Below are 24,918 nucleotides of genomic sequence, written 5' to 3' on the forward strand. Positions count from 1 at the left end.
TTGCGGCTTCGCGTCGGCCTCATGCCTTGGGGCGTTCTCGCATTCAACGCGGAGAACGTTTCATGATCACGATTCATCCGAAAGTTCCAGCCACCGCCCAGCGGGAGGTGCGCTGATGTTTACCGGCATCATCCAGACCGTGGGCCGCATCGCGCGGCTTGAACCACGTGGCGGCGACGTGCGCCTGCATGTCGACAGTACCGATCTCGATCTGACCGACGTGCAACTCGGCGATTCCATCGCGGTGTCCGGCGTGTGCCTGACCGCGGTGACGCTGGAGCCGCACGGCTTTGGCGCCGACGTCTCCAACGAAACCCTGGCGCTCACCACGCTGGGCGCGCTGAAGCCCGGCGATCCGGTGAACCTGGAAAAGGCGCTGCGCCTGGCCGACCGGCTGGGCGGGCACATGGTTTCCGGCCATGTCGACGGCCTCAGCAAGGTGGTTTCGATCACCCCGGACGGCCGCTCGCAACGCTGGACCTTCGAGGTGCCGGCGGCGCTGGCGCGCTATATCGCCGCCAAGGGTTCGATCTGCATCGACGGCACCAGCCTCACCGTCAACGAGGTTTCCGGCCTCCGTTTCGGCGTCAACCTGATTCCGCACACGGTCGAGCACACCGCCTTCCGTGCACGACGTGCGGGCGACGCGGTGAACATCGAAGTGGACGTGGTGGCGCGCTATATCGAGCGGCTGCTGTCCGGCGGCGAAGCACCGAAGCTGGACGAGGCGTTCCTCAAGCAGCACGGCTTCGCCTGAAAGCGGGGAGCGAGTGGAGAGGAGTGAGGAGTGAGAGAAAGCCTCGCGCGTGCAGCCTTTCTCTCACTCCTCACTTCTCGTTTCTCACTCCTTCAACAGCGAGCGGCATCAACCTTTCCCGGAATACACCCATGTCCTTCAATACCATCCCCGAAATCCTCGAAGACATCCGCCTCGGCCGCATGGTCGTGATCCTCGACGACGAAGATCGCGAGAACGAGGGCGACATCGTCATGGCCGCCGAAAAGGTGCGCCCGGAAGACGTCAACTTCATGGTGCGCGAGGCGCGCGGTCTGTTGTGCCTCACGCTCACCGAGCAGCGCACGCGCCAGCTCGGCCTGCGCCCGATGGTCAGCGACAACACTTCGCCGTACCACACCAACTTCACCGTCTCGATCGAGGCGGCCGAGGGCGTTACCACCGGCATCTCCGCGCATGACCGCGCACGCACCATCCAGGTGGCGGTGAACACCGACGCGAAGCCGCAGGACCTGGCCCAGCCAGGCCATGTCTTCCCGCTGACCGCGCAACCCGGCGGCGTGCTGACTCGCGCCGGCCACACCGAGGCTGGCTGTGACCTTGCCGGCCTGGCCGGGCTGGAGCCTTCCGCCGTGCTGATCGAAGTGCTGCACGAGGACGGTTCGATGGCACGCCGTCCCGAACTGGAGATCTTCGCCAGGAAGCACGGTTTGAAGATCGGCAGCATCGCCGACCTGATCCGCTACCGGCTGGAAACCGAAAAGACCGTGCAGCGCGTGCACGAGGAAGCCGTCGAGACCGAATTCGGCGCGTTCCGCCTGGTGGCCTATCGCGACGTGATCCGGCGCGGCCTGCATTTCGCGCTGGTGCGCGGTGCGGTGGACGACGGCGCACCCGTGCTCACCCGCGTGCACGTGCGCAATACCTTGTCCGACGTGCTGCACCTGAAGCGCGACGATCTTGGCCTCACCGTCACCTCGGCCCTGCGCCGCATCGCCGATGAAGATCGCGGCGTGCTGCTGGTGCTGTCCGGCGAAGACACTTCCGAAGCCCTGCTCGCGCATCTGCAGCGCCAGCCGCTGCAAGTGGCACCGGAAGATGCCCAGCAACAGGAGTGGCGCCAGCACGGTCTGGGCGCGCAGATGCTGGCCGACCTCGGCGTGCACCAACTGCGCGTGCTCGGCACGCCGCGCAAGCTGGTGGGGCTGGGTGGTTTCGGGCTGGAAGTGGTGGAGCACGTCTGACGCACTGCCGTACATGATGTGTGTAGGAACCCGCTAGCGGGCGATGCTCTTGCTCTGACGCTCCCGTAAGCGGAAAGCAAAAGCATCGCCCGCCAGCGGGCTCCTGCCGCAGCAATGGCTGCATTGGCCGACGCAGGACATGGTTTGGCCATGCAGCGACATGCTTGTCGCCGCATAATCCGGGTTTCTTCCATCGAGCGAGTCCATGCCCGCCATCCAGATCCAACTGATTGCTCCGTCGGGCTATCCGCATGATCGCGCCGCACTGGCGCGGGGCGTGGAACGGCTGCGCGGAGCCGGTTGCGCGCTGAGTGGCCTGGACGTGCTTGATCGCAGTGAGCTGCGCTTCGCCGGCAGCGACGCCGAGCGGTTGGCCGATATTAACCACCTGGCCGATTTGTCGACGCTACCGGACCTGGTACTGACTACCCGCGGCGGTTATGGGGCCTCGCGACTGCTGCCGCATTTGCGCTACGACGCGTTGCGCGAGCGCCTCGCAGAAACACCGGTTCCGCTGGTCGGCCACAGCGATTTCACCGCCTTGCAATTGGCACTGCATGCAAAAAGCGGTCTGTGCACTTTCAGCGGCCCGCTGCTGGCGGACCTGGGAACGGATGCCCATGACGACGACTTCAGCTGGCGGCACTTCTGGTCCACGCTGACGTCAGCGTCGACCGCGCTGGCATGGGCGGACGCAGGCGTGGCCGACGTCGACGCCAGCGGGCCGTTGTGGGGCGGCAACCTGGCCGTGTTGTGCAGCCTGCTTGGTACGCCGTATTTCCCCGGTGCAAAGGGTGGCGGGATCGACGGCGGCATCCTGTTTGTCGAGGATGTCGGCGAGCCGCCGTTCCGCATCGAACGCCTGCTGTACCAGCTGCATCTGTCCGGCGTGCTTGGCCGCCAGCAGGCGCTGGTGCTGGGTGGCTTCAGCCATTGCCGGCCCGGCCCCAACGACAACGGCTACGATCTTGCCGCGGCGTTTGCGCAGATCGAACGAGTCGCGGGCATTCCGGTGGTGCATGGCTTGCCGCACGGCCATGGCGCGCGCCAGCTCACCCTGCCGTTTGGTGCGCCGGCGCGGTTGCGGGTGGAAGGCGGGTCTGCGCGGCTGGATTTCCATGGCTATCCGCATTTGCCGCTTGGCTCCTCCCCAGCCGTCCCCGGCAGGCAGGGGAGGGAGCAAGGGCAAGCAGGATCAACGCCAAACCCGTAAAATGGCCGGTCTGCATGGGCCGTGCGTCCAACCAAGGAAATCCGCAATGAAGATCATCGAAGGCGATTTCGCCACGCCCAAGGGCCGTTTTGCCATCGTCGCCGGCCGTTTCAACGGCTTCGTCGTCGAGCCGCTGGTGGCCGGTGCCCGCGACGCGCTGGTGCGCCACGGCGTGAAGGACACGGCGATCGACCTGGTGCGCGTGCCGGGCGCGTGGGAAATCGCGCTGGCGGCGCACAAGTTGGCGAATTCCGGCAAGTACGCGGCGGTGATCGCGCTGGGTGCGGTGATCCGCGGTTCCACCCCGCACTTCGACTACGTGGCCGGCGAATGCGCCAAGGGCCTGGCCCAGGCCGCTTACAGCGCCGGCGTGCCGGTGGCGTTCGGCGTGCTGACCACCGACAGCATCGAGCAGGCGATCGAACGATCCGGCACCAAGGCCGGCAACAAGGGCGCCGACGCCGCCATGGCCGCGCTGGAAATGGTCAACCTGTACGGTCAGCTGTGATGAACAGCCGTCCCGAGGGTATCGATCTCGCCGCGCGCTCGCGCGCCCGGCGCCGTGCATTGCAGGCGCTGTACGCATGGCAGTTGAGCGGCAGCCACATGAACGCGGTGATCGACCAGTTCCGCCACGAACAGGACATGGAGATCGCCGACCTCGAATATTTCGAGGACCTGCTGCACGGGGTGGAGAAGAACGTCGACGCGCTCGACGAAGCGCTGCGCCCGCATATCGACCGCGAAGTCGCCCAGATCGATCCGATCGAGCGCGCCGCCCTGCGCCTGGCCGCGTATGAATTGAAGTTCCGTCCCGACGTGCCGTACCGGGTCATCATCAACGAGGCCATCGAAGTCACCAAGCGCTTCGGTGCCGACCATGGCCACAGCTACGTCAACGGCGTGCTGGACAAGCTGGCGACCGAACTGCGCGCGGTCGAGAAGCGCGGCTGATGCAGCACGCCAGCGCGGGGTCCGCCGTGGATGGCCTGGTGCCGGTGCTGGAAACCGAGCGGCTGCGCCTGCGTGGCCATCGCGCTGAAGATCACGAGGCACTCGCCGCGATCTGGGCCGACCCCGAAGTGATCCGCTACATGGGCGGTACGCCGTCCAGCTGGCAGGAATCGTGGATGCGCCTGTTGCGCTATCCCGGGCTGTGGGCGCTGCTCGGCTACGGTTTTTGGGCCATCGAAGAGAAGGCCAGCGGACGCATGATCGGCGATATCGGCTACACCGATTTCAAGCGCGAGATCGAGCCGCCGCTGGATGGCATGCCCGAACTCGGCTGGGCACTCGCCCGGGACACGCAAGGCAAGGGCTACGCCAGCGAAGCGCTGGCCGCCGTGCTGGCCTGGGGGCGGGCCCACTTCGGGGCGCACCGCGCCACCTGCATCATCGATCCGGACAATGCCGCATCCATCCGGCTTGCTACCAAGGCGGGGTTCCGCTTCTCACACGCAACCACGTATCGCGGCGACCCCACCCACGTGTTCGTCCGCGACGAAGCCTGACGACACGACGCCGATGGAATTCCGTCTGATCGATCGCATCCGCGAACTCACCGACCAGCCGCGCGACGACGTGAAGCTGGGCATCGGCGACGATGGCGCCGTGCTGGCCATGCCGGCCGGGCAGGAACTGGTGATGGCCATCGACACCATGGTGGAAGGCACGCATTTCCTGCCCGGTACCGCAGCGGCCGACCTGGGCTGGAAATCGCTGGCGGTGAATCTGTCGGACCTGGCTGCGATGGGTGCCGAGCCGGCCTGGGCCATGTTGGCGCTGACCTTGCCGCGCGCCGACGGAGATTTTGTCGAGGGTTTCGCCGAAGGCTTCGCGCAACTGGCCGGGCGGTATCGATTGGCCCTGGTCGGCGGCGACACCACCGGCGGGCCGTTGTGCCTGAGCGTGGCCGTGCACGGTTTCGTGCCGCCGGGACAGGCGTTGACCCGTGCCGGTGCGCGGATCGGCGACGAAGTGATGGTTACCGGCACGCTGGGCGATGCGGTGGCCGGGCTTTTTGCGTTGCGCGATCCGCCGCACGACGACGCGCACCGCGCCGCGTTGCGCCGGTCATTGATCGACCGCCTGACCCGGCCGGAACCGCGGGTTGCCGCGGGTATCGCCTTGCGTGGGCTGGCCACGGCCTGCGTGGATATCTCCGATGGCCTGCTGGCCGACCTCGGCCATATCTGCGAAGGCAGTGGCGTGGGGGCAGAGCTGGAGGCGGCGCAATTACCGCGTTCAGCCGCACTGCGCGAACTGCATGGCGACGATGAGTCGCTGCAACTGGCGCTGGGCGGCGGCGACAACTACGAACTCTGCTTCACCGTGCCGCCCGAACGGGTGGCGCAAGTGCAATCGACACTGGCCGGCATCGGCTGCCCGGTGACGCGGATCGGGCGTATCGTCGACGGCGCTGGCGTCCACGTGCGCGCGGCGGATGGCAGCCCGCAGGCCATCACGATGAAAGGCTGGGAGCATTTCGCATGAGCGCCAGGAAAACACTGAGCCCCGACCAGCGCCGCGCCTTGCTGGCCACGCCGGCCGGCTGGCTCGCCTGCGGTTTCGGTTCCGGCCTCACGCCCAAGGCACAGGGCACGTTCGGTTCGCTGGCGGCGTTGTTGCCGTGGCTGCTGCTGCGCCAGCTTTCGCTGCCGTTGTATGTGCTGGTGCTGCTGCTCGGATTCGGCGTGGGCGTGTGGGCCAGCAACGTGGCCAGCCGCGCGCTTGGCGTGGCCGATCACCGCAGCATCGTATGGGACGAATTCATCGGCCAGTGGATCGCCCTGATCCCGTTGCTGCTCCCGGCCTTCCAGCCAAGCTTCCAGTCAACGAGTCTGACGACGTGGAGTCCGGCGACGTGGTGGAGCGTCGCCGCCGGCTTCGTGCTGTTCCGCCTGTTCGACGTATGGAAGCCGTGGCCGATCAGCTGGCTCGACCGCCGCGTCAAGGGCGGCCTCGGCGTGATGATCGACGACGTGATCGCCGGCATCTTCGCCGCGGTGGTGCTGGGGATCGCGCTGCATTTCCTCGGCTGAATTCGGCCTCGGGACGGCTTCTTTGACACTCCCGGAAATACCTTTCGACGCTGGGTAGGAGCGCACCCTGTGCGCGAACGCCCTGACGCCCGATCGAAGCCAAAAGCTTTCGCGCACGGGTGCGCTCCTACCAGACTCGTCACTTTTCGTTGTGTCCCGGTCCGTAGCGATGGTCGGGGCCACGGTAAGCCGCTACCCGGGCCAGCTGCGGCGTGCCATAGCCGAATTCCAGCGACAGGCGTAGTTTGCGGGTGCGCACCGGGTCCATCCGGGTGAGCTTCTTGTGGCCGATGGTGGTGCCCCAGCACAGCGGCTTCCAGGCATCGTTCTCCCAGTGTTCGACGAGGTGGTTGGCGATGTTTTGCCCGTGAGCGATCGCTTCGCCCAGTTCCAGCGTGTCGAACTCGATTTCGCGGGGCAGCTCGAATTCCAGCCAACTGTCGCGGGCCGTTGAAGCCGCGCTCCAGTACGTGTCCGGGTCGGCGTCGAGCACATGCGCGGGAAGGTTGGGCGCGACGCTGCTGCTGGCGCGCACGTGGGCGCCGCGCAGCAGGTTGTGGGCGAACAGCGCCTCGCGTTGCGCGGTGAAGCCTTGCAACGTGGCAATGTCTTCGCTTTCGAACAGGCCGTCGCGATTGGGCGGCACGTTGAGCAGCAGTTTGCTGTTATGGCCGACCGAACTGAAATACAGCGCCATCAGGTTGTCCGGCGTGCGCACCTGGTCGTTCTGGTCGGCGTGCCAGAACCAGCCGGGACGGATCGACACGTCCGATTCGCCGGGCCGCCATGCACTCCCATGCGGATCGCCGTGGCCGAGCAGGTCGCCGACCCAGGGGCGGTCGTAGCCGGGGTAGGGCACGCTGGCGGGGTCGACGGTGGACCAGCAGGTGTCGGCGGCCTTGCCTTGCTCGTCGCCGATCCAGCGCACGTCCGGTCCGGCGTCGGAAAACATGATCGCGTCGGGCTGCAGTCGGCGCACGGTGGCGTGGATGCGCGGCCAGTCGTAAGCCTGCTTGCGGCCGTTCGGGCCTTCACCGTTGGCGCCGTCGAACCACACCTCCACGATCTTGCCGTAATGCGTCAGCAGTTCGGTGAGCTGGGCGATGTAGAAGTTGTTGTAGGCCTCGCCGGTGCCGTAGCTCTTGGCGTTGCGATCCCATGGCGAGAGATAGAGTCCCGCACCGAGGCCCTCGGCATGGCAGGCATCGACGAACTCGCGCACCACGTCGCCCTTGCCGTGTTTCCACGGGCTGCTCGCCACCGAGTGCGTGGTGGTTGCCGTGGGCCACAGGCAGAAGCCGTCGTGGTGTTTGGCGGTGAGGATCATGCTGCGGAAGCCGGCGGCCTTGGCCGTGCGTGCCCATTGCCGCGCGTCGAGCTTGCGCGGATTGAAGATCGCCGGTGATTCCGTGCCGTCGCCCCATTCCTTGCCGGTGAAGGTGTTCACCGTGAGATGCACGAACATCGCCAGTTCTTCGCGTTGCCAGCGCAGTTGTTGTGGGGAAGGGCGAGGTCGTGCGCTCGTCGGTGCGGGTGTCGTTGCGGCGGCGGTGGCCAGGCGTGAGCCACTGGCACCCAATACGGCGACGGCCGAGCCGGCAAGCAGAAAACGGCGACGATCCATGCATCTCTCCCGAGTTGGCTGCCCGCGGGGTTGCGACGGACACTCGGTGGAATATAGTCCGATTTAATCGACCCAAAAACCGCATGAGCATCGGTCGGGCGTGGACGACAACGTCTTTGCCCGGCATGCTCGCCCGTTACCTGTATCGATGAAGGATTTCCCCATGCAATACCGTCGCCTTGGTCATTCCGGCCTGCAACTGTCCGCGCTGTCGTTCGGCGCCTGGGTCACCTTCGGCCAGCAGGTGGGGCGTGCGCAGGCGCGCGAACTGCTGGCGCTGGCCTACGACAACGGCGTCAATTTTTTCGACAACGCCGAGATCTACAACCATGGCGAAGCCGAGCGGGTGATGGGCGACGTGCTGGCCGACCTGCGCTTTCCGCGCGACAGCTATTGCGTGTCCAGCAAGGTCTACTTCGGCGCGGTGAAGGACCCCAAGCCGACCCAGCGCGGGCTGTCGCGCAAGCACGTGATCGAGGCCTGCCACCAGGCACTGGAACGCCTGCGCATGGAGCACCTGGACCTGTATTTCTGCCATCGCCCCGATCCGGATACACCGATCGTCGAGACCGTGGCGGCGATGGACATGCTGGTGCGCCAGGGCAAGGTGATGTACTGGGGTACCAGCGAATGGCCGGCCGAGGCGATCCTCGAAGCGCATCGCGTGGCGAAGGAAAACCATCTGGCCGCGCCGACCATGGAGCAGCCGCAATACAACCTGCTGCACCGCGAGCGCGTGGAAGTGGAATACGCCTCGCTGTACGACAGTTGCGGCATGGGCACCACGATCTGGTCGCCGCTGGCCTCCGGCGTGCTCACCGGCAAATATAACGACGGCATCCCCGGCGATGCGCGTTTGTCGCAACCGGGTTACGAATGGCTGCGCGAGGAAGTGTTGGGCAAGGGCGATCGCATCGCCAAGGTGCGCCGCCTGCAACCGATCGCCGACGAACTGGGCGTAAGCCTCACCCAACTGGCCATCGCCTGGTGCCTGCTCAACCCGCACGTCTCCACCGTGATGCTGGGCGCCAGCAAGCGCGAACAACTGGAGCATAACCTGGGCGCGCTGGAGATCCTGCCGAAGCTGGACGAAGCGGTGCAAAAGCGCATTGAGCAAGCAGTGGCCTGAACCGGGATCGAGCCCGGACCTTGGCCTGGCTCGCGGTTTTTTTGAGTTTGCGGGCGTGGTGGTTTTTCAACCTCCATTGCAAGATGACCCTGCGAGCGGCTCGCGGATGATGCGATCAAACCTGACGGATTTCGGCATGCATGACTGACGAACTGGCCATTGAAACCCATGGTCTGACCAGGCACTACGGCAAGGTCGAGGCGGTGCGTGGCCTGAGCCTGGCGGTGGAGCGTCAATGCATCACGGGGTTCCTCGGGCGCAATGGTGCCGGCAAGAGCACCACGATCAAGATGCTGCTCGGCATGATCCGTCCCACGGCCGGCACCGGCCGGGTGCTGGGGTACAACATCGCCGATCCCGCGCAGAGTCTGCAGATTCGCCGACGCATTGCCTACGTGGGCGAAGACAAAGGCTTGTACGGCTACATGACCGTTGCCGAACTCATTCGTTTCACGCGCTCGTTCTATCCGGATTGGCAGCCGCACATCGAGGCGCGCCTGCTCAAGGCATACCAATTGCCGCCGGGGCGCAAGGTCAAGGCGATTTCCAAGGGCATGCGCACCAAGTTGGCCCTGCTGCTGGCGCTGGCGCGACGGCCCGAACTGATCATCCTCGACGAACCTTCGGAAGGACTCGATCCGGTTTCCATCGAGGAGCTGTTGCAAACCTTGCAGGAGGTGCGGGCCGGCGGTACCAGCGTGTTCTTTTCCTCGCATCAGCTGAGCGAGGTGGAGCGGATTACCGACCGTGTGCTGATGATCGATCACGGGCAACTGGTCATGAATACCCGGCTCGGCGACCTGCTCGACAACTACCGCAACATCGTCATGGAGTTCGGGGCGCAGGCCCCGGTGCCGACGGCGTTCGCGCTTGCGGGAGTCGAGCGGTTGCGAATCAAGGGGCGGCAGGTCTGGGTGCTTGCCAGCTCCAACGTCGAGGGCATCGTGGCCCATGCGCGTACGCTTGATGCCACCGTGCAGGTGACGCCCGTGAACTTGCGCGATGTCTTCCTCGACCTCGTCCGGGAAGCGCCCTGATGCTTTGGTACAAGATGTGGCGGGAGAGTCGGGTTCGCTTCGCCATCAGTGCGGTGGCCTTGTTGTGGATGTGCGGCGCCGTGGTGCTGTTGCAGCAACAAGTGCGTGCGCATGCCGATGAACCCTTGAGCTATGTGCGCTATATCTGGCATGCGGTTTACAAGGCCAACGCACTGGATCTGTACATCCTGCTGGTGATCGTGCTCGGGCTCGGCGGCGTGCAGCAGGAGCATGCCCAGGGTACGGCTGGATTTACGCTGTCACTGCCGCTAAGCCGGTGGCGATTGGTCGCCACCCGGGCCGTCACGGGATGGGTCGAGGTAGCAGTGCTCGCGCTGTTGCCGGCATTGCTGATTCCGTTGCTGTCGCCCTGGGTTGGGCAAACCTTTCCGTTCCTGCGTGCCTTGCAGTTCAGCGTGCTGTGGGCCGGTTGTGGCATGGTGATCTTTGCGCTGACGTTTTTCTTCTCGACCGTTCTGGCGGGGGCCTACTCGCCTGCGATCGCTTCGGTGGCGGCGGTGGTCGGGTGTTCCATGTCTGCGGGGCTGCCGCTGTTTGAGCGCTTTCCGGCGCTCGATTTGATCGACACCATGCACGGCGCGCAGCTGCTGCTCTCCCCGGGCAATGCATCGCTGGGCGCCTTTGCCGTTCCACTGCCTTGGTTGTCGCTGGGCCTGTATGCATTGCTGGCCTTGTGTCTGACCGGAGTGGCCGGCGTCATCACGGCGCGTCGGGATTTTCCATGAATGCCATGATGCCTTTGCTGTTCAAGGCCTGGCGCGAGAGCCGGGGGCGGTTCCTGCTCAGCGTCACGCTGCTGGCGACAATCTGCGCTGCCGGCGTCATCTTTCGCGGCAGCCTGATGAAGGTGTTTGTCCCGAACGCGTCGTTTGTCGGCGCGCCCTATGTGGGTTACATCTACCGCCTGGTCTACGGCGGCGCGGCGCGCGGCTTGTTTACCATCCTGGTCATGGTGCTTGCGTTGGGCGGCTTGCAGCGCGAGCGCCTGCATCGAGTGGTGGGATTCACGCTGGCGCTTCCCGTGAGTCGTGCGCGGCTGGCAGGTGCGCAGGCGCTGCTTGGACTGGGGCAGGTGGCGGCTCTGTCGGCGCTGCCCTTGATCGTGCTGGGCGTGGGCTCACGCCTGGCGCACGTGTCGTATCCGTTGGAGCAGATGTGGCGCTTCGGCCTGCTATGGCTTGCCGGCGGGGTGGTGTTTTTCGCCGTGGCGTTTCTGGCTGCGACGCTGTTTCGCAGCGAATATGCCGCATTGGCCGTGTCGTTCGTTTTCATGATTTTTTATCCCGTCACGGTGATGTTCCCTCCGCTGAATCGGTATCCGTTGAATCTCCACCACATCATGTCCGGCTTGGCCATGCCGTATTTCGATGCGCGTCGTGCGCTGCTGGTGGGGGCGCCGCCGTGGATGTTGCTGGTTTCGATGATGGCGGTGGCCGGTGCGTTGATCGTGCTGGCGGTTCAAATCACCAGCCAACGCGATTATTCGTAGCGATGGGTGCGTCGCTGGGTGCGGTGGAAAGCATCGCGGCTGAAACCATTGCTGCGCCGGAAGGGCAAGGAATGCAGTGGCACGGGCCGCGGTGCGGGAGATGTCGCGGAAAGCCTTGACACTTAAATGAGAATCATTATCATCAACTCCGCCCCTGACTGATGCGGAGTCCATCCATGTCGCTGTCCACTACCTTGAGCCTTCCCCTCGAAGCGGCCAGCTTGCCGCGTTCGTTCCGTCTGTTGTCGCTGAAGCGTTCCCCGACCCGCGAGGCGGAGAACGACATCAGGCGCATTTCCAGCCAGTCGCTGTTGGCTGGCGAGCGCGAGCTGGTGATCCAGCACCAGGGCAACGAATACCACCTGCGCCTGACTCGCAACGACAAGCTGATCCTGACCAAGTAAGTGCATGGCGGGCAGGGATGCCCGACTCTTCGCATGGCACGGCTCTGTGCCGCGCCTCTTCCTTCTTCCTTCCCCGACCAAGCCGATACCGCCCCCAGCGGTTGCCAGCCGGGCCATCCATGCATCCGTGGAGGTTTCCATGTTCGGCTGGCTGGCAACTCATCCCGTGGCGCTGTGTCGGCGTGCCTCTGCGCCACCGGTGCAGCGACGCTGCTTCCGCATGTCGCCCCTGCAACTGACCGAACATCTGCCGCGGCTGGGGCAGGTGCTGTACGTGGCCGATGCGCGTCCACTCGCGGCGCTGGACGAGCCGCCTCCTGGCTGGCTGGTGGAACAGTGCGAGCTGGCCCCGTTGCTGCACACGCATTGGTTGATGGCCGCCAGCGTGGTCAGTGACGACGGTCCGCGCGAATGGCTGGAATGCCTGGATCGTCGCGGCAATGCCTGTGCCCGGCTGCATCTGCTGCCCGATACCGATTATCTGGCGTGGGACGCCTTGCTGGCAGCGGCTGCACCGACGCCGGAAGCTGCGCGTGGACGCCACGCATTGCGCGCGGGCGATGCCTGCGTGACACGTTTTCGTCGCCGCCATCTGGCCGGGCTGCTGGCATTGGGGCGCGCGGCGGCCACGCCGATTTCGGCCCTGGGGCGGGATATTGCACTGCGCATTGCGCAGGCCGAAGCGGTGAAGCTGCAGTGGCCCGCGATCGGCTGAGATCGGCTTTCGCTTTCCCTGCGGAACATGTGCCGCCGTCCAGCCTTCAGGCTAGCGGCGGCCATTCGATCAAGTCGCGGGTACCGGCTCTGCTGTTGCAGCGATGACCGGCATGCCGAGCCGGCGCAGCAGGCGATAGTGCGACGCGATGCCGGCAGCGAACGTGCGGTTCTGCAGGTAGGGAATGCCGAACTCGTGGCAAGTCTCTTCCACGACGCGCGAAATCGCCGGGTAGTGCACGTGGGAGATGCGCGGAAAGAGGTGGTGTTCCACCTGGAAGTTCAGACCGCCGACCAGCCAGCTGAGTACACGATTGTCGCGGGCGAAATCCACGGTGGTTTCCAGCTGATGAATCGCCCACGGCGTGTCCATCTGCATGCGGTCGGCCCCTGGCTCCGGAAAGGCCGCCTCTTCCACGACATGCGCCATCTGGAACACCAGTGCCAGCAAGATGCCGGCGACCGCAGCCGTCACCGTGTAGAAAAGCAGCACCACGCCAAGCGGGTGAAAGACCAGTGGCAAGCCGAAGGCGAGCGTGAAAAACACCAGCTTGCCGAGCACGAATATCACCAGATCCCGGCCACGCGGCCGCGTAAACGGACGCTCGCCGATGGTGCCGGTGATGATGTCGCGGAAATCGCCATACAAGTGCCAGCGGATCGCGGTGACACCGTACAGCGGCCACAGATAGAAGTGCTGCCAGCGATGCCATGGCCGTCGCGGCTGTCGTGGCGACAGCCGCCCCAGCACGCCGAGGTCGATGTCGCTGTCGTGGCCGGCAACGTTGACCCAGGTGTGGTGGAAGCGGCCGTGCTTCCACTGCCAGAGGTAGGAGCTGCCGCCGACCATGTCCAGCGTGACCGCCGTTGCCTGGTTGATCCAGCGGTGCTTCGAATACGCCTGGTGGCCGCCGTCGTGCATGATGTTGAAGCCGATTTCCGCCATCGCCACCCCGAGCACGATGCTCAGTGGCGAGGCCTGCCATCCGCGGGTGGCGAAGAACACCAGGGCGATGTAGGAGAGCGCGAATACACCAAGGATGATGGCGGTTTTCAGGTACATCCGCGCGCTGTCGCGCTGGCTGTGTCCCGTGCGCTTGAGCTCGGCATCGACGCGCCGTCGCAGTTCCTGATGGAAGGCGTTGTCGCCACTGAATTTCAGTGGCTTCTCACGGGCACTGGAGGGGGCGGCGACAGGGTCCCCGCGATGTGGCGAATCGAGGGGCATGAGAAAACCTGACGGACGATATGCGCTGATCATACCTTGTGGCGCATAACGTGCGTGTTACGCATGTCGGCACGCGCCGGAAGCATCATGTCCATCGCGTGGCGGCTGCGGCATCGCTCGGGCAAGCCTCGCGATGTGCTTGCCGGGGAGCCGTCCCGGCCACGGCGGGTCAGGCGACCGGCAAGCGTTCTTTCCCTTGTCCGATGCCGGTACGGCGGACGTCCGGCTGTCCGCGAGAGTGTCCGCGGACGCCGAATGGTGCCCGGGGTGGTTTTCCAAGTGGATGATCTGAAAGAATTTTATGGGCGACGTCAGGCTGGCACGCGGATTGCTGTAGTGGGTGTGGGGTCGCACGGTATGCGGCCGGGACTGCATCATGATTCGCGACACCTCCGCTCAAGACCGCATGGTCGAGGTCAAACCCAACCGCAAGCGCCGCTTGCTGTTCATCGGTATCGGCGTGGCCGTGCTGGTGGTGCTGGGGCTGGCGATGCCCGGCATCCTGCGGCTGTTTTCCGCCCAGTCGTCGGTCAGCGCGTCGCGCCTGGCATTCGCCACGGTCGAGCGCGGCCCGTTCGTGCGCGACATTGCTGCCGAGGGCAAGGTGGTGGCGGCCAACAGCCCCACGCTGTATGCCACGTATGGCGGTGCCGCCGTGCTGAAGGTGCGTGCCGGCGACACCGTGAAGAAGGGCCAGATCCTCGCCGTGATCGACAGCCCGGAGCTGCACAACAAGCTGGCACAGGAACAGTCCAAGGCCGATGCGATGCAGGTGGATTACCTGCAGGCGCAGGTGGATGCGCGCACCAAGCGCGGCGACCTGCAGAAGTCCTTCGACAACGCGCGCATCGACGAGAAGAGCGCCGAGACCAATCTCGACCGTGAGCAGAAGGCGTTTGCCGCCGGTGCCGCCACCGGGGTGGAAGTCGACCAGGCCAAGGACGCGCTGGAGAAGGCACGCATTGCGCTGTCGCATGCCAAGTCCGACCTGGGCATGAACAACGATAGCCTGAACTTCAACATCCAGGCGAAGAAGCTGGCGCACGACAACCAGATGCTGGTGGTGCAGGACCTGCAGCGCCAGGTGAACGACCTGGACGTGCGCTCGCCGGTGGATGGCCAGGTCGGCCAGTTGTTCATCGCGCCGCAGGCCACCGTGGCCAAGGACGCCCAGTTGCTCAGCGTGATCGACCTGACCGCGCTGGAAGTGGAAGTGAAGGTGCCGGAAAGCTTCGCGCGGGATCTGGCCATCGGCATGACCGGCGAGATCAGCGGCAACGGCCACACCTGGAAGGGTCTGGTCAGCGCCATCTCGCCGGAAGTGGTCAATGGCGAAGTGGCTGCCCGCGTGCGCTTCGATGGCGCCACCCCGAAGCAGCTGCGCCAGAACCAGCGCCTGTCCGTGCGCATCGTTCTGGATCATCGCGACAACGTGCTCACCGTGCAGCGCGGCTCGTTCGTGGACGAATCCGGCGGCAGCTATGCCTACGTGGTGAAAGACGGCATCGCCACCAAGACACCGATCCGCGTGGGTGCGTCGAGCATCGACAAGGTGGAGATCCTGCAGGGCCTGAAGGAAGGCCAGCAGATCGTGATCTCCGGTACCGATAGCTTCAAGGGTGCTGACCGCGTGGCGATCAGCCGGTAACGATTTTTCCTTCTCCCTCCGGGAGAAGGTGCCCGACCTGCAGGCGCAGGATGCGCCTGCGGAACAGCGAAGCTGGCCCCGCAGGGGCGAGCGACAGGGATGTCGCGAGTAAGGGCGGATGAGGGTTCGGACGAAGCGCAGTGTTTCGTTCCAGCCGGACCCTCACCCCAACCCCTCTCCCAGTGGGAGAGGGGCTCCAAAGATCCACCACCACCAAGGAACGCCAACCATGCTGAAGATGACCCACCTGTCCAAGGTCTACCGCACCGAAGTGGTGGAGACCTACGCGCTGCGCGATTTCAACATCGACGTGAAGGAAGGCGAATTCGTCGCCGTCACCGGTCCGTCCGGCTCGGGCAAGACCACCTTCCTGACCATCGCCGGCCTGCTGGAAACCTTCACCGGCGGCGAGTACCACCTCGACGGCATCGAGGTGAGCAACCTCAACGACAACGCCCGTTCGAAGATCCGCAACGAGAAGATCGGCTTCATCTTCCAGGCGTTCAACCTGATTCCCGACTTGAACGTGTTCGACAACGTGGAAGTGCCGTTGCGCTATCGCGGCATGAAGGCGCCCGAGCGCAAGCAGCGGATCATGGACGCACTGGAACGCGTGGGCCTGGCCTCGCGCGCCAAGCACTACCCGGCCGAACTGTCCGGCGGCCAGCAACAGCGCGTGGCGATTGCCCGTGCACTGGCCGGCAGCCCGCGCCTGCTGCTCGCCGACGAACCGACCGGCAACCTGGATACGCAGATGGCCCGCGGCGTGCTGGAACTGCTGGAAGAAATCCACCGCGAAGGCGCCACCATCGTGATGGTCACGCATGACCCGGAACTGGCCGCGCGTGCACAGCGCAACGTGCACATCATCGATGGCCAGGTGGTCGATCTGGCCGAAGACCCGCGCTTCCACGGCAGCGTGGTGGCCGCGCGAGAAAACACCAACCCGGCCTGAGTGCCGGCATTGCCCGTCTCCGTGATCCCCGTCTGCGAGAACCACCCATGCGTGTGAAGTTGCTGCCCGTTCTGCTCCTGCTCGCCGTCGCCCCGTTTCCGGGGCACGGCGAGGACTTGATGGACGCCTACCACCAGGCCGTTGCCAACGACCCGGTGCTGGCGACCGCCAATGCGCAACGCCTGCTGGTGGCCGAAGGCGTGCCGGTGGCGCGCTCCGCGTTGCTGCCGCAGTTGTCCGCCGGGCTGGAGCTGGACCAGATCCACAGCGGCGGGAACAGCCAGACCACCGACGGCAACGGCAACATCGTCAATACCGGCGGCGGTGGCCATACCCGGGATCGCAGCCTCAGCGGCACATTGAGCCAGCCGATCATCAACCTCTCCGCCTTCGCCAACCTGCGTGCCGCGCATGCCGCCAGCGACGCACAGGACCAGACCTATCGCGCCGCCCTGCAGAACCTGTACGTGCGCGTGGCCTCGGCCTACTTCAACGTGCTGGTGGCGCAGGATTCCGTCGACATCAACAGTGCCTACGAGAACGCCTACAAGCAGGAATACGACCAGACCAGCACGCGCTTCAAGAATGGCCTGGCGATGGCAGCGGACGTGGCACAGTCGAAGGCGTACTACCTGTACATCAAGTCGCAGCGGATCAGCGCGCAAGACCAGTTGAAGGATGCGCGCAGGGCGCTGGAGCAGATCACCGGCCAGCCGGTCGGCACGCTCAAGAAGTTGCGTGACGATCTGCCGATGCAGCCGCCCAAGCCTGACGATGCGAAAGCCTGGGTGGATGCGGCGCTGAAGACCAACCCGGTCATCCTGGCCGGCCGCTACACGGTCAGTGCCGACGAGCACAAGGTTTCGGCAGCGCGTGCGCAACACCTGCCCACGCTCAGCGCCGGGGTCGGCTACAACAAGTTCGGACAGTGGTCGAACGCCATGCCAGGCACCTCCGCCTACGGGCCGGCAACTACCACGGTGGGGCTTACGCTCACCGTGCCACTGTTCAGCGGTGGTCTCACCCATGCGCAGGTGAAGCAGGCCATTTACCAGCGCGATGCCGACCAAGGCACGCTGGAAAGCCAGCGGCGCCAGGCCGCGCGCGACGCCAACAATTACTTCAACCTGGTGGTGGACGGCATCGAGCAGGTGGACAGCGCACGAGGATCGGTGGAGGCGGCGAAGAAATCGCTGGCCTCGATGCGTGCCGGCTACGCCATCGGCACCCAATCGCTCACCAACGTGGTGTTCGCCATCCAGACGCTGGCCAACGTGCAAAGCCAATACACCGTCGTGCGCCACCAGTTCATCCTCAACAAGCTGCTGCTGAAGCAGGCCGCCGGCACGCTCGACGTGCAGGACCTGCAAGCCGTCAACGGGTTGCTGCAATGAACGGCACATGCTTGCCAAGCCCTGTCCGCAGCTTCCCCTCTCCCTCCGGGAGAGGGTGCCGGCAGGCGGGTGAGGGTACGGGTGAAGCGTGGCGCCTCACTTCGGCCGAACCCTTACCCCAACCCCTCTTCCGACGGGAGAGAGGCATGAGCGCGAGGAGCTAGGAATATGTTTGCCTACTACCTTGAACTTGGCCTGCGCAGCCTGCGCCGCAATCCCGCGCTTACCGCACTGATGGTGATGGCGATCGGTTTCGGCGTGGCTGCGTCGATGACCACGTATTCCGTATTCCGCGCGGTGTCGGGCAACCCGATCCCCGACAAGTCGGCACAGCTGTTCACGCCGCTGATCGACAACTGGGGGCCGCAGCAGAACAACCAGGGCGAGCCACCGGATGCGCTGGATTACGTGGATGCGACGGCGTTGATGCGTGCGCATGAAGCGAAACGCCAGACCCTGTTGTATCAGGTGCAGATGTCGGTGATGCCGGGTGGCAATCGCGATCTGCCGCTGGCGGCGAATGGCTACGCCGTCTACGGCGACTTCTTTCCGATGTTCGAAGTGCCGTTCCAGTACGGCAGTGGTTGGAGCACGCAGGATGACAAGGCGCGCAGCGCGGACGTGGTGATCAGCGACGAGCTCAACCAGAAGCTGTTCGGCGGGGTGGACAGCGTTGGGCGCACGATCAATCTCAATGGCCACGATTATCGTGTGGTGGGCGTAACCCGGCACTGGAACCCCAAGCCGCGCTTCTTCGATCTGTTCAACACCGGTGGCTTCAAGGATGCCTCGGACTTCTACATGCCGTACACCCGTGCGCTGGACCTGAAAATGCGCAGCGTGGGCAGCAACAGTTGTCGTGGCAAGATCACCTACACCACGTGGGAAGATTTCCTGCAGAGCAATTGCGTGTGGGTCACTGCATGGGTGGAACTGGATAACCCCGCCGCCGTCGCACGCTATCGCCATTTCCTCGAAAGTTATGCCGCCGATCAGCAAAAGGCCGGTCGTTTCGCCTGGGCGCCCAACGTGCGACTGCACGACGTGATGCAGTGGCTCGACTTCCGCCAGGTGGTGCCGCCGGAAAGCCGCATCTCGCTGCTGGTGGCGCTGGGCTTCTTCGTGATCTGCCTGGTCAACACCATTGGTTTGCTGCTGGCGAAGTTCATGCGCCGCGCCGGCGAGATCGGCGTGCGTCGCGCACTTGGTGCGTCGCGCCGGGAGATCTACACGCAATACCTGATCGAGGCGGGCACGGTGGGTCTGGCCGGCGGCGTGCTGGGGTTGCTATTGACGGCTGCCGGGGTGGCTGGGGTGGGTGTGCTGTTTCCGCCGCAGATCGCGAAGCTGGCGCATCTCGACTTCTCGCTGGTGGGACTGACCCTGCTGGTGGCAATTCTTGCGACTGTGCTCGCGGCGTTTTACCCGGCCTGGCGCGCGGCGCACGTGCAGCCGGCCTGGCAGCTGAAGTCGAACTGAGAGGGCGGTGATGAACATGCAGATCAAACCCATCCTCATCGCATTGCGCCGGCACAAGGCGGGCACCTTTCTGATCGCGTTGCAGATCGCACTGACCCTGGCGATTGTCTGCAACGCGCTGTTCATCATCCACCAGCGGCTGGCCAACCTGTCCGAGCGCAGCGGCGTGGATGAGGCCAATGTGTTCGTGATCCAGAACCAGTGGGCCGGCGATCGGACGCAGCAGCAAATCGACGCGCAGATGCAGGCCGACGTGCTTGCGTTGCGACAGCTGCCCGGCGTGCGCGATGCCGCTCCCATCAGCGGCGGCTATCCATTGCGAGGTGGTGGTTGGGACAACTTCGTCACGATGACGCCCGATCAGGTCAAGCCGACCACTGATTCGGCGGTGTACCTAGGTGATGAGCATCTGCTCGATACGCTGGGATTGCGGCTGATCGCGGGGCGAAATTTTCGTTCCGATGAAGTGCATGGAATGGGTACCGAGCAAGTGATCATTCCCCCCGTAGTCATCGTGAGCAAAGCCTTGGCTGAGCGGTTGTTTCCCGATGGTTCGGCGTTGGGCAAGAGCTTTTATGCCATGGGTAGCACGCCAAGCACGATCATAGGCATCGTCGATCTCCTGCATCGACAGGGCGCGTCGCAATGGGACAAGGCCCATGCCGGGCAATCACTGATCTGGCCAGCGCGACTGGATGATGTGGCTGGCACCTTCTACGTGGTGCGCGCCAAACCCGGCCAACTCGCCGCCGCGATGCGCGAAGCACCCAAGGCGCTGTACGCACAGAGCCGCATGCGCATCATCGATCCGAAGGACGGCATCCAGGACTATGCCGAGATCCGCCATCGCGTATTCGACAGCGACCGCGGCATGGCCATCCTGATGGGCATCATCAGCGCGGTGCTGCTGGCGATCACTGCGGCGGGCATTGTCGGACTCACCAGTTTCTGGGTGGGCCAGCGGCGCAAGCAGATCGGCGTGCGTCGTGCACTCGGCGCTACCCGTCACGACATCCTCAGTTACTTCCTTACCGAAAACCTGTTGATTGGCATCGCCGGCGTGGCCGTGGGGACGGTGCTCGCGATCGGCATCAACCTGTGGATGGTGACGCGCTTCGAGATGGACCGGATGTCGATGGCCTACGTGGGTGTCGGCGTGATCGTGCTGTTGTTGTTGGGCCAGGGCTCGGTGCTGGCGCCGGCGCTACGCGCCTCGCGCGTGTCGCCGGTGGAGGCGACGCGTTCGGTATGAAATTTCCCCTCTCCCCTTGGGAGAGGGTGCCCGCAGGGCGGGTGAGGGTACGGGCGAAGCGCGATGTTTCGGCCTCGTCGCACCCTCACCCCAACCCCTCTCCCGACGGGAAAGGGGCGTTGCCATCTGGAGAGACGGAATGTTTGGCTATTACCTTGAATTGGCAATACGCAGCCTGAAACGCAGTCCCGGCCTTACCGCGCTGATGGTATTGGCGATCGGTTTTGGCGTCGCCGCGTCGATGACTTCGTGGTCGGTGTTCCGCGCCGTGTCGGGCGATCCCATCCCGTGGAAATCCTCGCAGCTGTTCGTGCCGCAGATTGACACGTGGGGGCCGAACGGTCGCAGCGCCGATGGCGATCCGCCCAATGCGATGGACTATACCGATGCGGTGGCGCTGATGCGCGACCACCGGGCCAAACTGCAGTCGGCGATGTATGAGATATCGCCCTCGATCGTGCCAGCCGATGCGGCCAAGCATCCGATCAATGTCAGCGGCCACGCGGTGTACAGCGAGTTCTTCCCGATGCTCGACGTGCCGTTCAAGTACGGCACCGGCTGGAGCGCCCGTGATGACCAGAATCGCGCCCAGGTGGTGGTGATCAACAGCAAGCTCAACCAGAAGCTGTTCGGCGGCGCCAACAGCGTGGGCAAGAGCATCAACCTCGAACGCCAGGATTACCGCGTGGTCGGCGTGCTGAACGACTGGAACCCGCAGCCGCGCTTCTACGACGTGGTCAACAGCGGCGGTTTTTCGACGGAAGGGGACGCGGTGTTCATGCCGTTCCAGACCGCCATCCAGGCAGCCATTCCGAACGATGGCAACACCAATTGCAATGCGGTGCCCAAGGAGTCGGGTTTCGTCGGGCTGCAACATTCCTCCTGTGTGTGGATCGCCTACATGGCCGAGCTGGACAGCGCATCGGCGGTGACGGCCTACCGCAATTATCTCAATGGTTATGCACGCGACCAGCAGCAGGCGGGGCGCTTCAGTTGGGCGCCGAACAATCGCCTGCGCAACCTGCCGGCATGGCTGGATAGCCAGCACATCGTGCCCAGCGATACCAAGGTGTCATTGCTGGTGGCGTTCGGTTTGCTGCTGGTGTGCCTGGTGAACACGGTGGGCCTGTTGCTGGCCAAGTTCCTGCGCCGCAGCAGCGAGATCGGTGTGCGCCGCGCGTTGGGTGCGCCACGTGCCGCGATCTATACGCAGTTCCTCACCGAAGCCGGCATCGTCGGCGCGGCCGGAGGCGTGCTTGGCCTGCTACTGACGGCGGTGGGCGTGGCCAGCGTGGGCTGGGTGCTGCCCAAGGACATCGCCGCGCTGGCACGGCTGGATGTCTCGTTGCTGCTGCTGACCCTGCTGGTAGCGGTGATCGCGACCATGCTGGCCGGCCTGTATCCCACCTACCGTGCCTCGCGCGTGCAGCCCGCGTGGCAGTTGAAGAGCAATTGAGGATGACGGCCATGACTTTTTCATCGCTCTCGCCATCTGCAGGAGCCCGCTTGCGGGCGATAAAGCAGGATGGAGAAAAGCATCGCCCGCCAGCGGGCTCCTACGGTTCGAACTGCGCCCCGTCGGTCCCGTTCAAGGAAACACAGCCATGAAATTGCATCCCATCCTCGCCGCATTGCGCAAGCACAAGGCCGGCACGGTGCTGATCGCGCTGCAGATCGCGCTGACCCTGGCCATCGTGTGCAACGCCATCTTCATCATCGGCCAGCGCGTCGAGCGGGTGAATCGTCCGACCGGTCTGAACGAGAGCAACCTGTTCCTGATCAGCCAGCAATGGGTGGGCGCGCCCAGCGCGGATGCGCCCGACGGTGTGGAAAAACTCGACGCGCTGCAGCGCGAGGATCTCGCTGCGCTGCGCAATCTTCCCGGTGTGGCTTCGGTCGCACCGATCAACTCGCTGCCGTTGCTCAACTCGTCGTGGACGGGGTCGGTTTCGCTCAAGCCGAGCGCTACGATCGGTGACAAGACCGGTACGCGCACGGCGTATTACTTCTCCGATGAGCAGGTGTTGTCCACGCTGGGTCTGAAGCTGATCGCCGGCCGCAATTTCAATGCCGGCGACGTGCAGCATCAGGGGTTTCGTGACAGTCCGCCGCGGCCGATCGTGATCGTCACCAAGGCGCTGGCCGACAAGCTGTTCCCGCAGGGCAGCGCCGTCGGCAAGGTCATCTACAGCGACGGCAGCAGTTCGCCGAGCACCATCATCGGTGTGGTTGCGCGCATGCAGACGCCGGCCACGGGCAGCTGGGGCAATGACTTCGCGTGGTATTCCACGCTGGTGCCGACCCGCATGGACGCGAACTTCGCGCGCTACGCCGTGCGCACCAAGCCCGGCCAACTGGACGCGACCATGCGTGCGGTGACGCCACTGCTGTACAAGGTGAACCCGCTGCGCGTGCTCGATGACAACAGCATCAGGCCGTTCTCCGAGATCCGCGCCAAGGCTTACCGCGCCGACAAGGGCATGGCGGTATTGATGGGCGTGATCTGCCTGATCCTGATTGCGGTCACCGCTGCAGGCATCGTCGGACTCACCAGTTTCTGGGTCGGCCAGCGGCATCGGCAGATCGGTGTGCGCCGCGCGCTGGGCGCACGCAAGATCGACATCCTGCACTACTTCCAGATCGAGAACCTGCTGATTGCCGGCGCCGGCGCGGTGATCGGCGTGGTGCTCTCGATCGGCCTCAACCTGTGGCTGATCACCCGCTACGAGATGGACCGGATGCCGGTGCTCTACGTGCTGGTCGGCGTGGTCGCGATGCTGATCCTCGGCCAACTCGCGGTGTTCGTGCCGGCACGGCGCGCCTCGAACGTGCCACCGGTGTCGGCGACGCGGGCGGCGTGAACTTGCTTTGCTCCCTCCCCTGCGACCGAAGGAAGTCCCTTTGGGACGCGCAGGGGAGGGCTGGGGTGGGGTGCTCTTGCCGCGAGGAAAAGCCGCCCATCCCGATCTCTACCTTGCTTGCAGGGGGAGGAGACAACCACGGGGAAAGGGAATGTTCGGCTACTACTTCAACCTGGCCATGCTCAGCCTGAAGCGCAACAAAGTGCTTACGGCGCTGATGGTGCTGACCATCGCGCTGGGCATCGGCACCAGCATGACCACGTTGACCGTGATGCACGTGCTGTCAGGCGACCCGATTCCGCAGAAGAGCGCGCAACTGTTCCGCGTGCGCATGAACGTGTTTCCCGATGACGCGTTCAAGCGTGGAGACAGGGTGCCTGACAACCTTACCCGGCGCGATGCCGAAGCATTGCTGCATGATGCGCGCGGCGATCGGCAGGCGGCGATGTCGGCGGGCTCGATGGTGGTCATGTCCGCACAGGGCGATCCACTTAACGTGGAGGCGCGTTACACCAATGCGGATTTTTTCCCCATGTTCGACGTGCCGCTGCGCTACGGCCATGCATGGAGCCGTGGCGATGACGCAGGCCATGCGCATGTGGCGGTGATTTCGGGCTCGCTCAACGAGCAGCTTTTCGGCGGCGCGGACAGTGTCGGCAAGGCACTGCTGGTTGGCGATCAGTCCCTGCGCATCATTGGTGTGCTGGGCGACTGGGACATGAATCCACGTTTCTACGATCTCAGCAATGGCCAGTTCGGCGATAGCGAAGACGTGTTTGTACCGCTGTCCACTGCGCTGGACATGAAGCTGCCAACCAGCGGCCAGACATGGTGTTGGGGCAACAACGGCAATGCACACGACGCCAATGCCCCCTGCATATGGCTGCAGTACTGGGCGCAACTGGATACACCCGCAAAGGCGGTTGCCTACCGTCAGTATCTGCAGAATTACATCGCCCTGCAGCAGAAGGCCGGACGCTTCACCCATTCCGGGCAACTTGAGCTGCAGGACGTGATGCAGTGGCTGGATGCCAAAGGTGTGGTGCCTTCCGACGTACGGTTGCAGATGTGGCTGGCGTTGGGCTTCCTGGGTATCTGCCTGATCAACACGGTGGGCCTGTTGCTGGCGAAGTTCCTGCGTCGTGGCAGTGAGCTTGGCGTGCGTCGCGCGCTGGGTGCGTCGCGCCGATCGATCTTCCTGCAATGCCTGATCGAGGCCGGCATGGTGGGGATGGTTGGCGGTGTGTTCGGGCTGGTACTGGCTGGCCTCGGTGTGCTTCTGGTGCGCCACCAGCCCACCGATTACGCCGCCTACATCCACATGGACCTGCGCATGCTGCTGGCCACTTTCGTGCTGGCCTTGTCGAGCAGCCTGCTGGCCGGATTGCTGCCGGCGTGGCGGGCGATGCAGTTGTCGCCTGCCATCGCGATCAAGTCGAACTAGGAGAG

At 64.6% G+C, this 24,918-nt stretch carries 24 protein-coding genes; 22 read left to right on the plus strand and 2 right to left on the minus strand.

Going from position 1 to position 24,918, the window contains the following annotated elements; all coding sequences use genetic code 11:
• The first annotated feature begins 115 nt into the window (after positions 1-115).
• The 8 genes from BMY90_RS05245 to BMY90_RS05280 all read left to right on the plus strand — a co-directional run bounded on the left by BMY90_RS05245 (position 116) and on the right by BMY90_RS05280 (position 6,234).
• Positions 116-757: a riboflavin synthase gene (locus tag BMY90_RS05245; RefSeq protein WP_092702217.1), complete on the plus strand. Its 642-nt coding sequence runs from the start codon at positions 116-118 to the stop codon at positions 755-757.
• A gap of 131 nt (positions 758-888) precedes the next feature.
• Positions 889-1,980 (plus strand): 3,4-dihydroxy-2-butanone-4-phosphate synthase, encoded by a 1,092-nt coding sequence (ribB, locus tag BMY90_RS05250; protein ID WP_092702219.1) that lies wholly within the window; start codon positions 889-891, stop codon positions 1,978-1,980.
• Between the two features lie 205 nt (positions 1,981-2,185).
• Positions 2,186-3,193: an LD-carboxypeptidase gene (locus BMY90_RS05255; protein WP_092702221.1), complete on the plus strand. Its 1,008-nt coding sequence runs from the start codon at positions 2,186-2,188 to the stop codon at positions 3,191-3,193.
• A gap of 46 nt (positions 3,194-3,239) precedes the next feature.
• Positions 3,240-3,701 (plus strand): 6,7-dimethyl-8-ribityllumazine synthase, encoded by a 462-nt coding sequence (gene ribH, locus BMY90_RS05260; protein ID WP_008214455.1) that lies wholly within the window; start codon positions 3,240-3,242, stop codon positions 3,699-3,701.
• On the plus strand, positions 3,701-4,147 hold the full coding sequence (gene nusB / locus BMY90_RS05265) for a transcription antitermination factor NusB (protein WP_092702349.1): 447 nt from the start codon (positions 3,701-3,703) through the stop codon (positions 4,145-4,147). The genes ribH and nusB overlap by 1 nt, the downstream gene beginning before the upstream one ends.
• On the plus strand, positions 4,147-4,704 hold the full coding sequence (locus BMY90_RS05270) for a GNAT family N-acetyltransferase (RefSeq protein ID WP_092702223.1): 558 nt from the start codon (positions 4,147-4,149) through the stop codon (positions 4,702-4,704). Before nusB ends, BMY90_RS05270 begins: the two co-directional genes overlap by 1 nt.
• A gap of 13 nt (positions 4,705-4,717) precedes the next feature.
• Positions 4,718-5,686, plus strand: a complete 969-nt coding sequence (gene thiL, locus BMY90_RS05275) for a thiamine-phosphate kinase (protein ID WP_092702225.1) — start codon at positions 4,718-4,720, stop codon at positions 5,684-5,686.
• A complete protein-coding gene (locus tag BMY90_RS05280; protein WP_092702227.1) occupies positions 5,683-6,234 on the plus strand; it encodes a phosphatidylglycerophosphatase A family protein in 552 nt (183 codons plus the stop codon). Before thiL ends, BMY90_RS05280 begins: the two co-directional genes overlap by 4 nt.
• 139 nt (positions 6,235-6,373) lie before the next feature.
• On the opposite strand, the gene BMY90_RS05285 is transcribed toward BMY90_RS05280, so the two are convergent.
• Positions 6,374-7,858, minus strand: a complete 1,485-nt coding sequence (locus tag BMY90_RS05285) for an alpha-L-fucosidase (RefSeq protein ID WP_092702229.1) — start codon at positions 7,856-7,858, stop codon at positions 6,374-6,376.
• A 163-nt stretch (positions 7,859-8,021) separates the two neighbouring features.
• Between BMY90_RS05285 and BMY90_RS05290 the strand changes: the two genes are divergently transcribed.
• From BMY90_RS05290 to BMY90_RS05315, 6 genes are all read left to right on the plus strand, one after another.
• Positions 8,022-8,987, plus strand: a complete 966-nt coding sequence (locus BMY90_RS05290) for a potassium channel beta subunit family protein (RefSeq protein WP_092702351.1) — start codon at positions 8,022-8,024, stop codon at positions 8,985-8,987.
• Between the two features lie 140 nt (positions 8,988-9,127).
• Positions 9,128-10,024 carry an ABC transporter ATP-binding protein gene (locus tag BMY90_RS05295; protein WP_092702231.1) on the plus strand — a complete coding sequence of 299 codons (897 nt, stop codon included), beginning with the start codon at positions 9,128-9,130 and terminating at the stop codon, positions 10,022-10,024.
• A gap of 80 nt (positions 10,025-10,104) precedes the next feature.
• On the plus strand, positions 10,105-10,770 hold the full coding sequence (locus BMY90_RS05300; protein ID WP_139201694.1) for a hypothetical protein: 666 nt from the start codon (positions 10,105-10,107) through the stop codon (positions 10,768-10,770).
• Complete coding sequence (locus BMY90_RS05305) at positions 10,767-11,534, plus strand: hypothetical protein (RefSeq protein WP_092702235.1); 768 nt, start codon at positions 10,767-10,769, stop codon at positions 11,532-11,534. The genes BMY90_RS05300 and BMY90_RS05305 overlap by 4 nt, the downstream gene beginning before the upstream one ends.
• Before the next feature lie 176 nt (positions 11,535-11,710).
• A complete protein-coding gene (gene hemP / locus BMY90_RS05310) occupies positions 11,711-11,938 on the plus strand; it encodes a hemin uptake protein HemP (protein WP_092702237.1) in 228 nt (75 codons plus the stop codon).
• Between the two features lie 139 nt (positions 11,939-12,077).
• A complete protein-coding gene (locus BMY90_RS05315) occupies positions 12,078-12,653 on the plus strand; it encodes a hypothetical protein (protein ID WP_092702239.1) in 576 nt (191 codons plus the stop codon).
• Between the two features lie 69 nt (positions 12,654-12,722).
• On the opposite strand, the gene BMY90_RS05320 is transcribed toward BMY90_RS05315, so the two are convergent.
• Positions 12,723-13,880, minus strand: a complete 1,158-nt coding sequence (locus tag BMY90_RS05320) for a fatty acid desaturase family protein (RefSeq protein WP_245734923.1) — start codon at positions 13,878-13,880, stop codon at positions 12,723-12,725.
• A 376-nt stretch (positions 13,881-14,256) separates the two neighbouring features.
• Here BMY90_RS05320 and BMY90_RS05325 point away from each other — a divergent pair, with 376 nt between their 5' ends.
• The 8 genes from BMY90_RS05325 (at position 14,257) to BMY90_RS05360 (ending at position 24,913) form a co-directional block, all read left to right on the plus strand.
• On the plus strand, positions 14,257-15,528 hold the full coding sequence (locus tag BMY90_RS05325; RefSeq protein WP_008214434.1) for an efflux RND transporter periplasmic adaptor subunit: 1,272 nt from the start codon (positions 14,257-14,259) through the stop codon (positions 15,526-15,528).
• Between the two features lie 229 nt (positions 15,529-15,757).
• On the plus strand, positions 15,758-16,483 hold the full coding sequence (locus BMY90_RS05330) for an ABC transporter ATP-binding protein (RefSeq protein ID WP_008214433.1): 726 nt from the start codon (positions 15,758-15,760) through the stop codon (positions 16,481-16,483).
• Positions 16,484-16,530: 47 nt separating this feature from the next.
• Complete coding sequence (locus tag BMY90_RS05335) at positions 16,531-17,877, plus strand: TolC family outer membrane protein (protein WP_008214432.1); 1,347 nt, start codon at positions 16,531-16,533, stop codon at positions 17,875-17,877.
• Positions 17,878-18,045: 168 nt separating this feature from the next.
• Positions 18,046-19,356: an ABC transporter permease gene (locus BMY90_RS05340; protein ID WP_092702243.1), complete on the plus strand. Its 1,311-nt coding sequence runs from the start codon at positions 18,046-18,048 to the stop codon at positions 19,354-19,356.
• Positions 19,357-19,366: 10 nt separating this feature from the next.
• The gene (locus tag BMY90_RS05345) at positions 19,367-20,608 is read left to right on the plus strand and encodes an ABC transporter permease (RefSeq protein ID WP_092702245.1); all 1,242 of its coding nucleotides are present in this window, start codon (positions 19,367-19,369) and stop codon (positions 20,606-20,608) included.
• 139 nt (positions 20,609-20,747) lie between these two features.
• Positions 20,748-22,064 (plus strand): ABC transporter permease, encoded by a 1,317-nt coding sequence (locus BMY90_RS05350; protein WP_092702247.1) that lies wholly within the window; start codon positions 20,748-20,750, stop codon positions 22,062-22,064.
• Between the two features lie 148 nt (positions 22,065-22,212).
• On the plus strand, positions 22,213-23,469 hold the full coding sequence (locus tag BMY90_RS05355; RefSeq protein ID WP_092702249.1) for an ABC transporter permease: 1,257 nt from the start codon (positions 22,213-22,215) through the stop codon (positions 23,467-23,469).
• A 151-nt stretch (positions 23,470-23,620) separates the two neighbouring features.
• Positions 23,621-24,913 (plus strand): ABC transporter permease, encoded by a 1,293-nt coding sequence (locus BMY90_RS05360; protein WP_008216047.1) that lies wholly within the window; start codon positions 23,621-23,623, stop codon positions 24,911-24,913.
• Positions 24,914-24,918 lie beyond the last annotated feature (5 nt).

The sequence above is a fragment of the Rhodanobacter glycinis genome, from assembly GCF_900114325.1.
Classification (GTDB): domain Bacteria; phylum Pseudomonadota; class Gammaproteobacteria; order Xanthomonadales; family Rhodanobacteraceae; genus Rhodanobacter_A; species Rhodanobacter_A glycinis.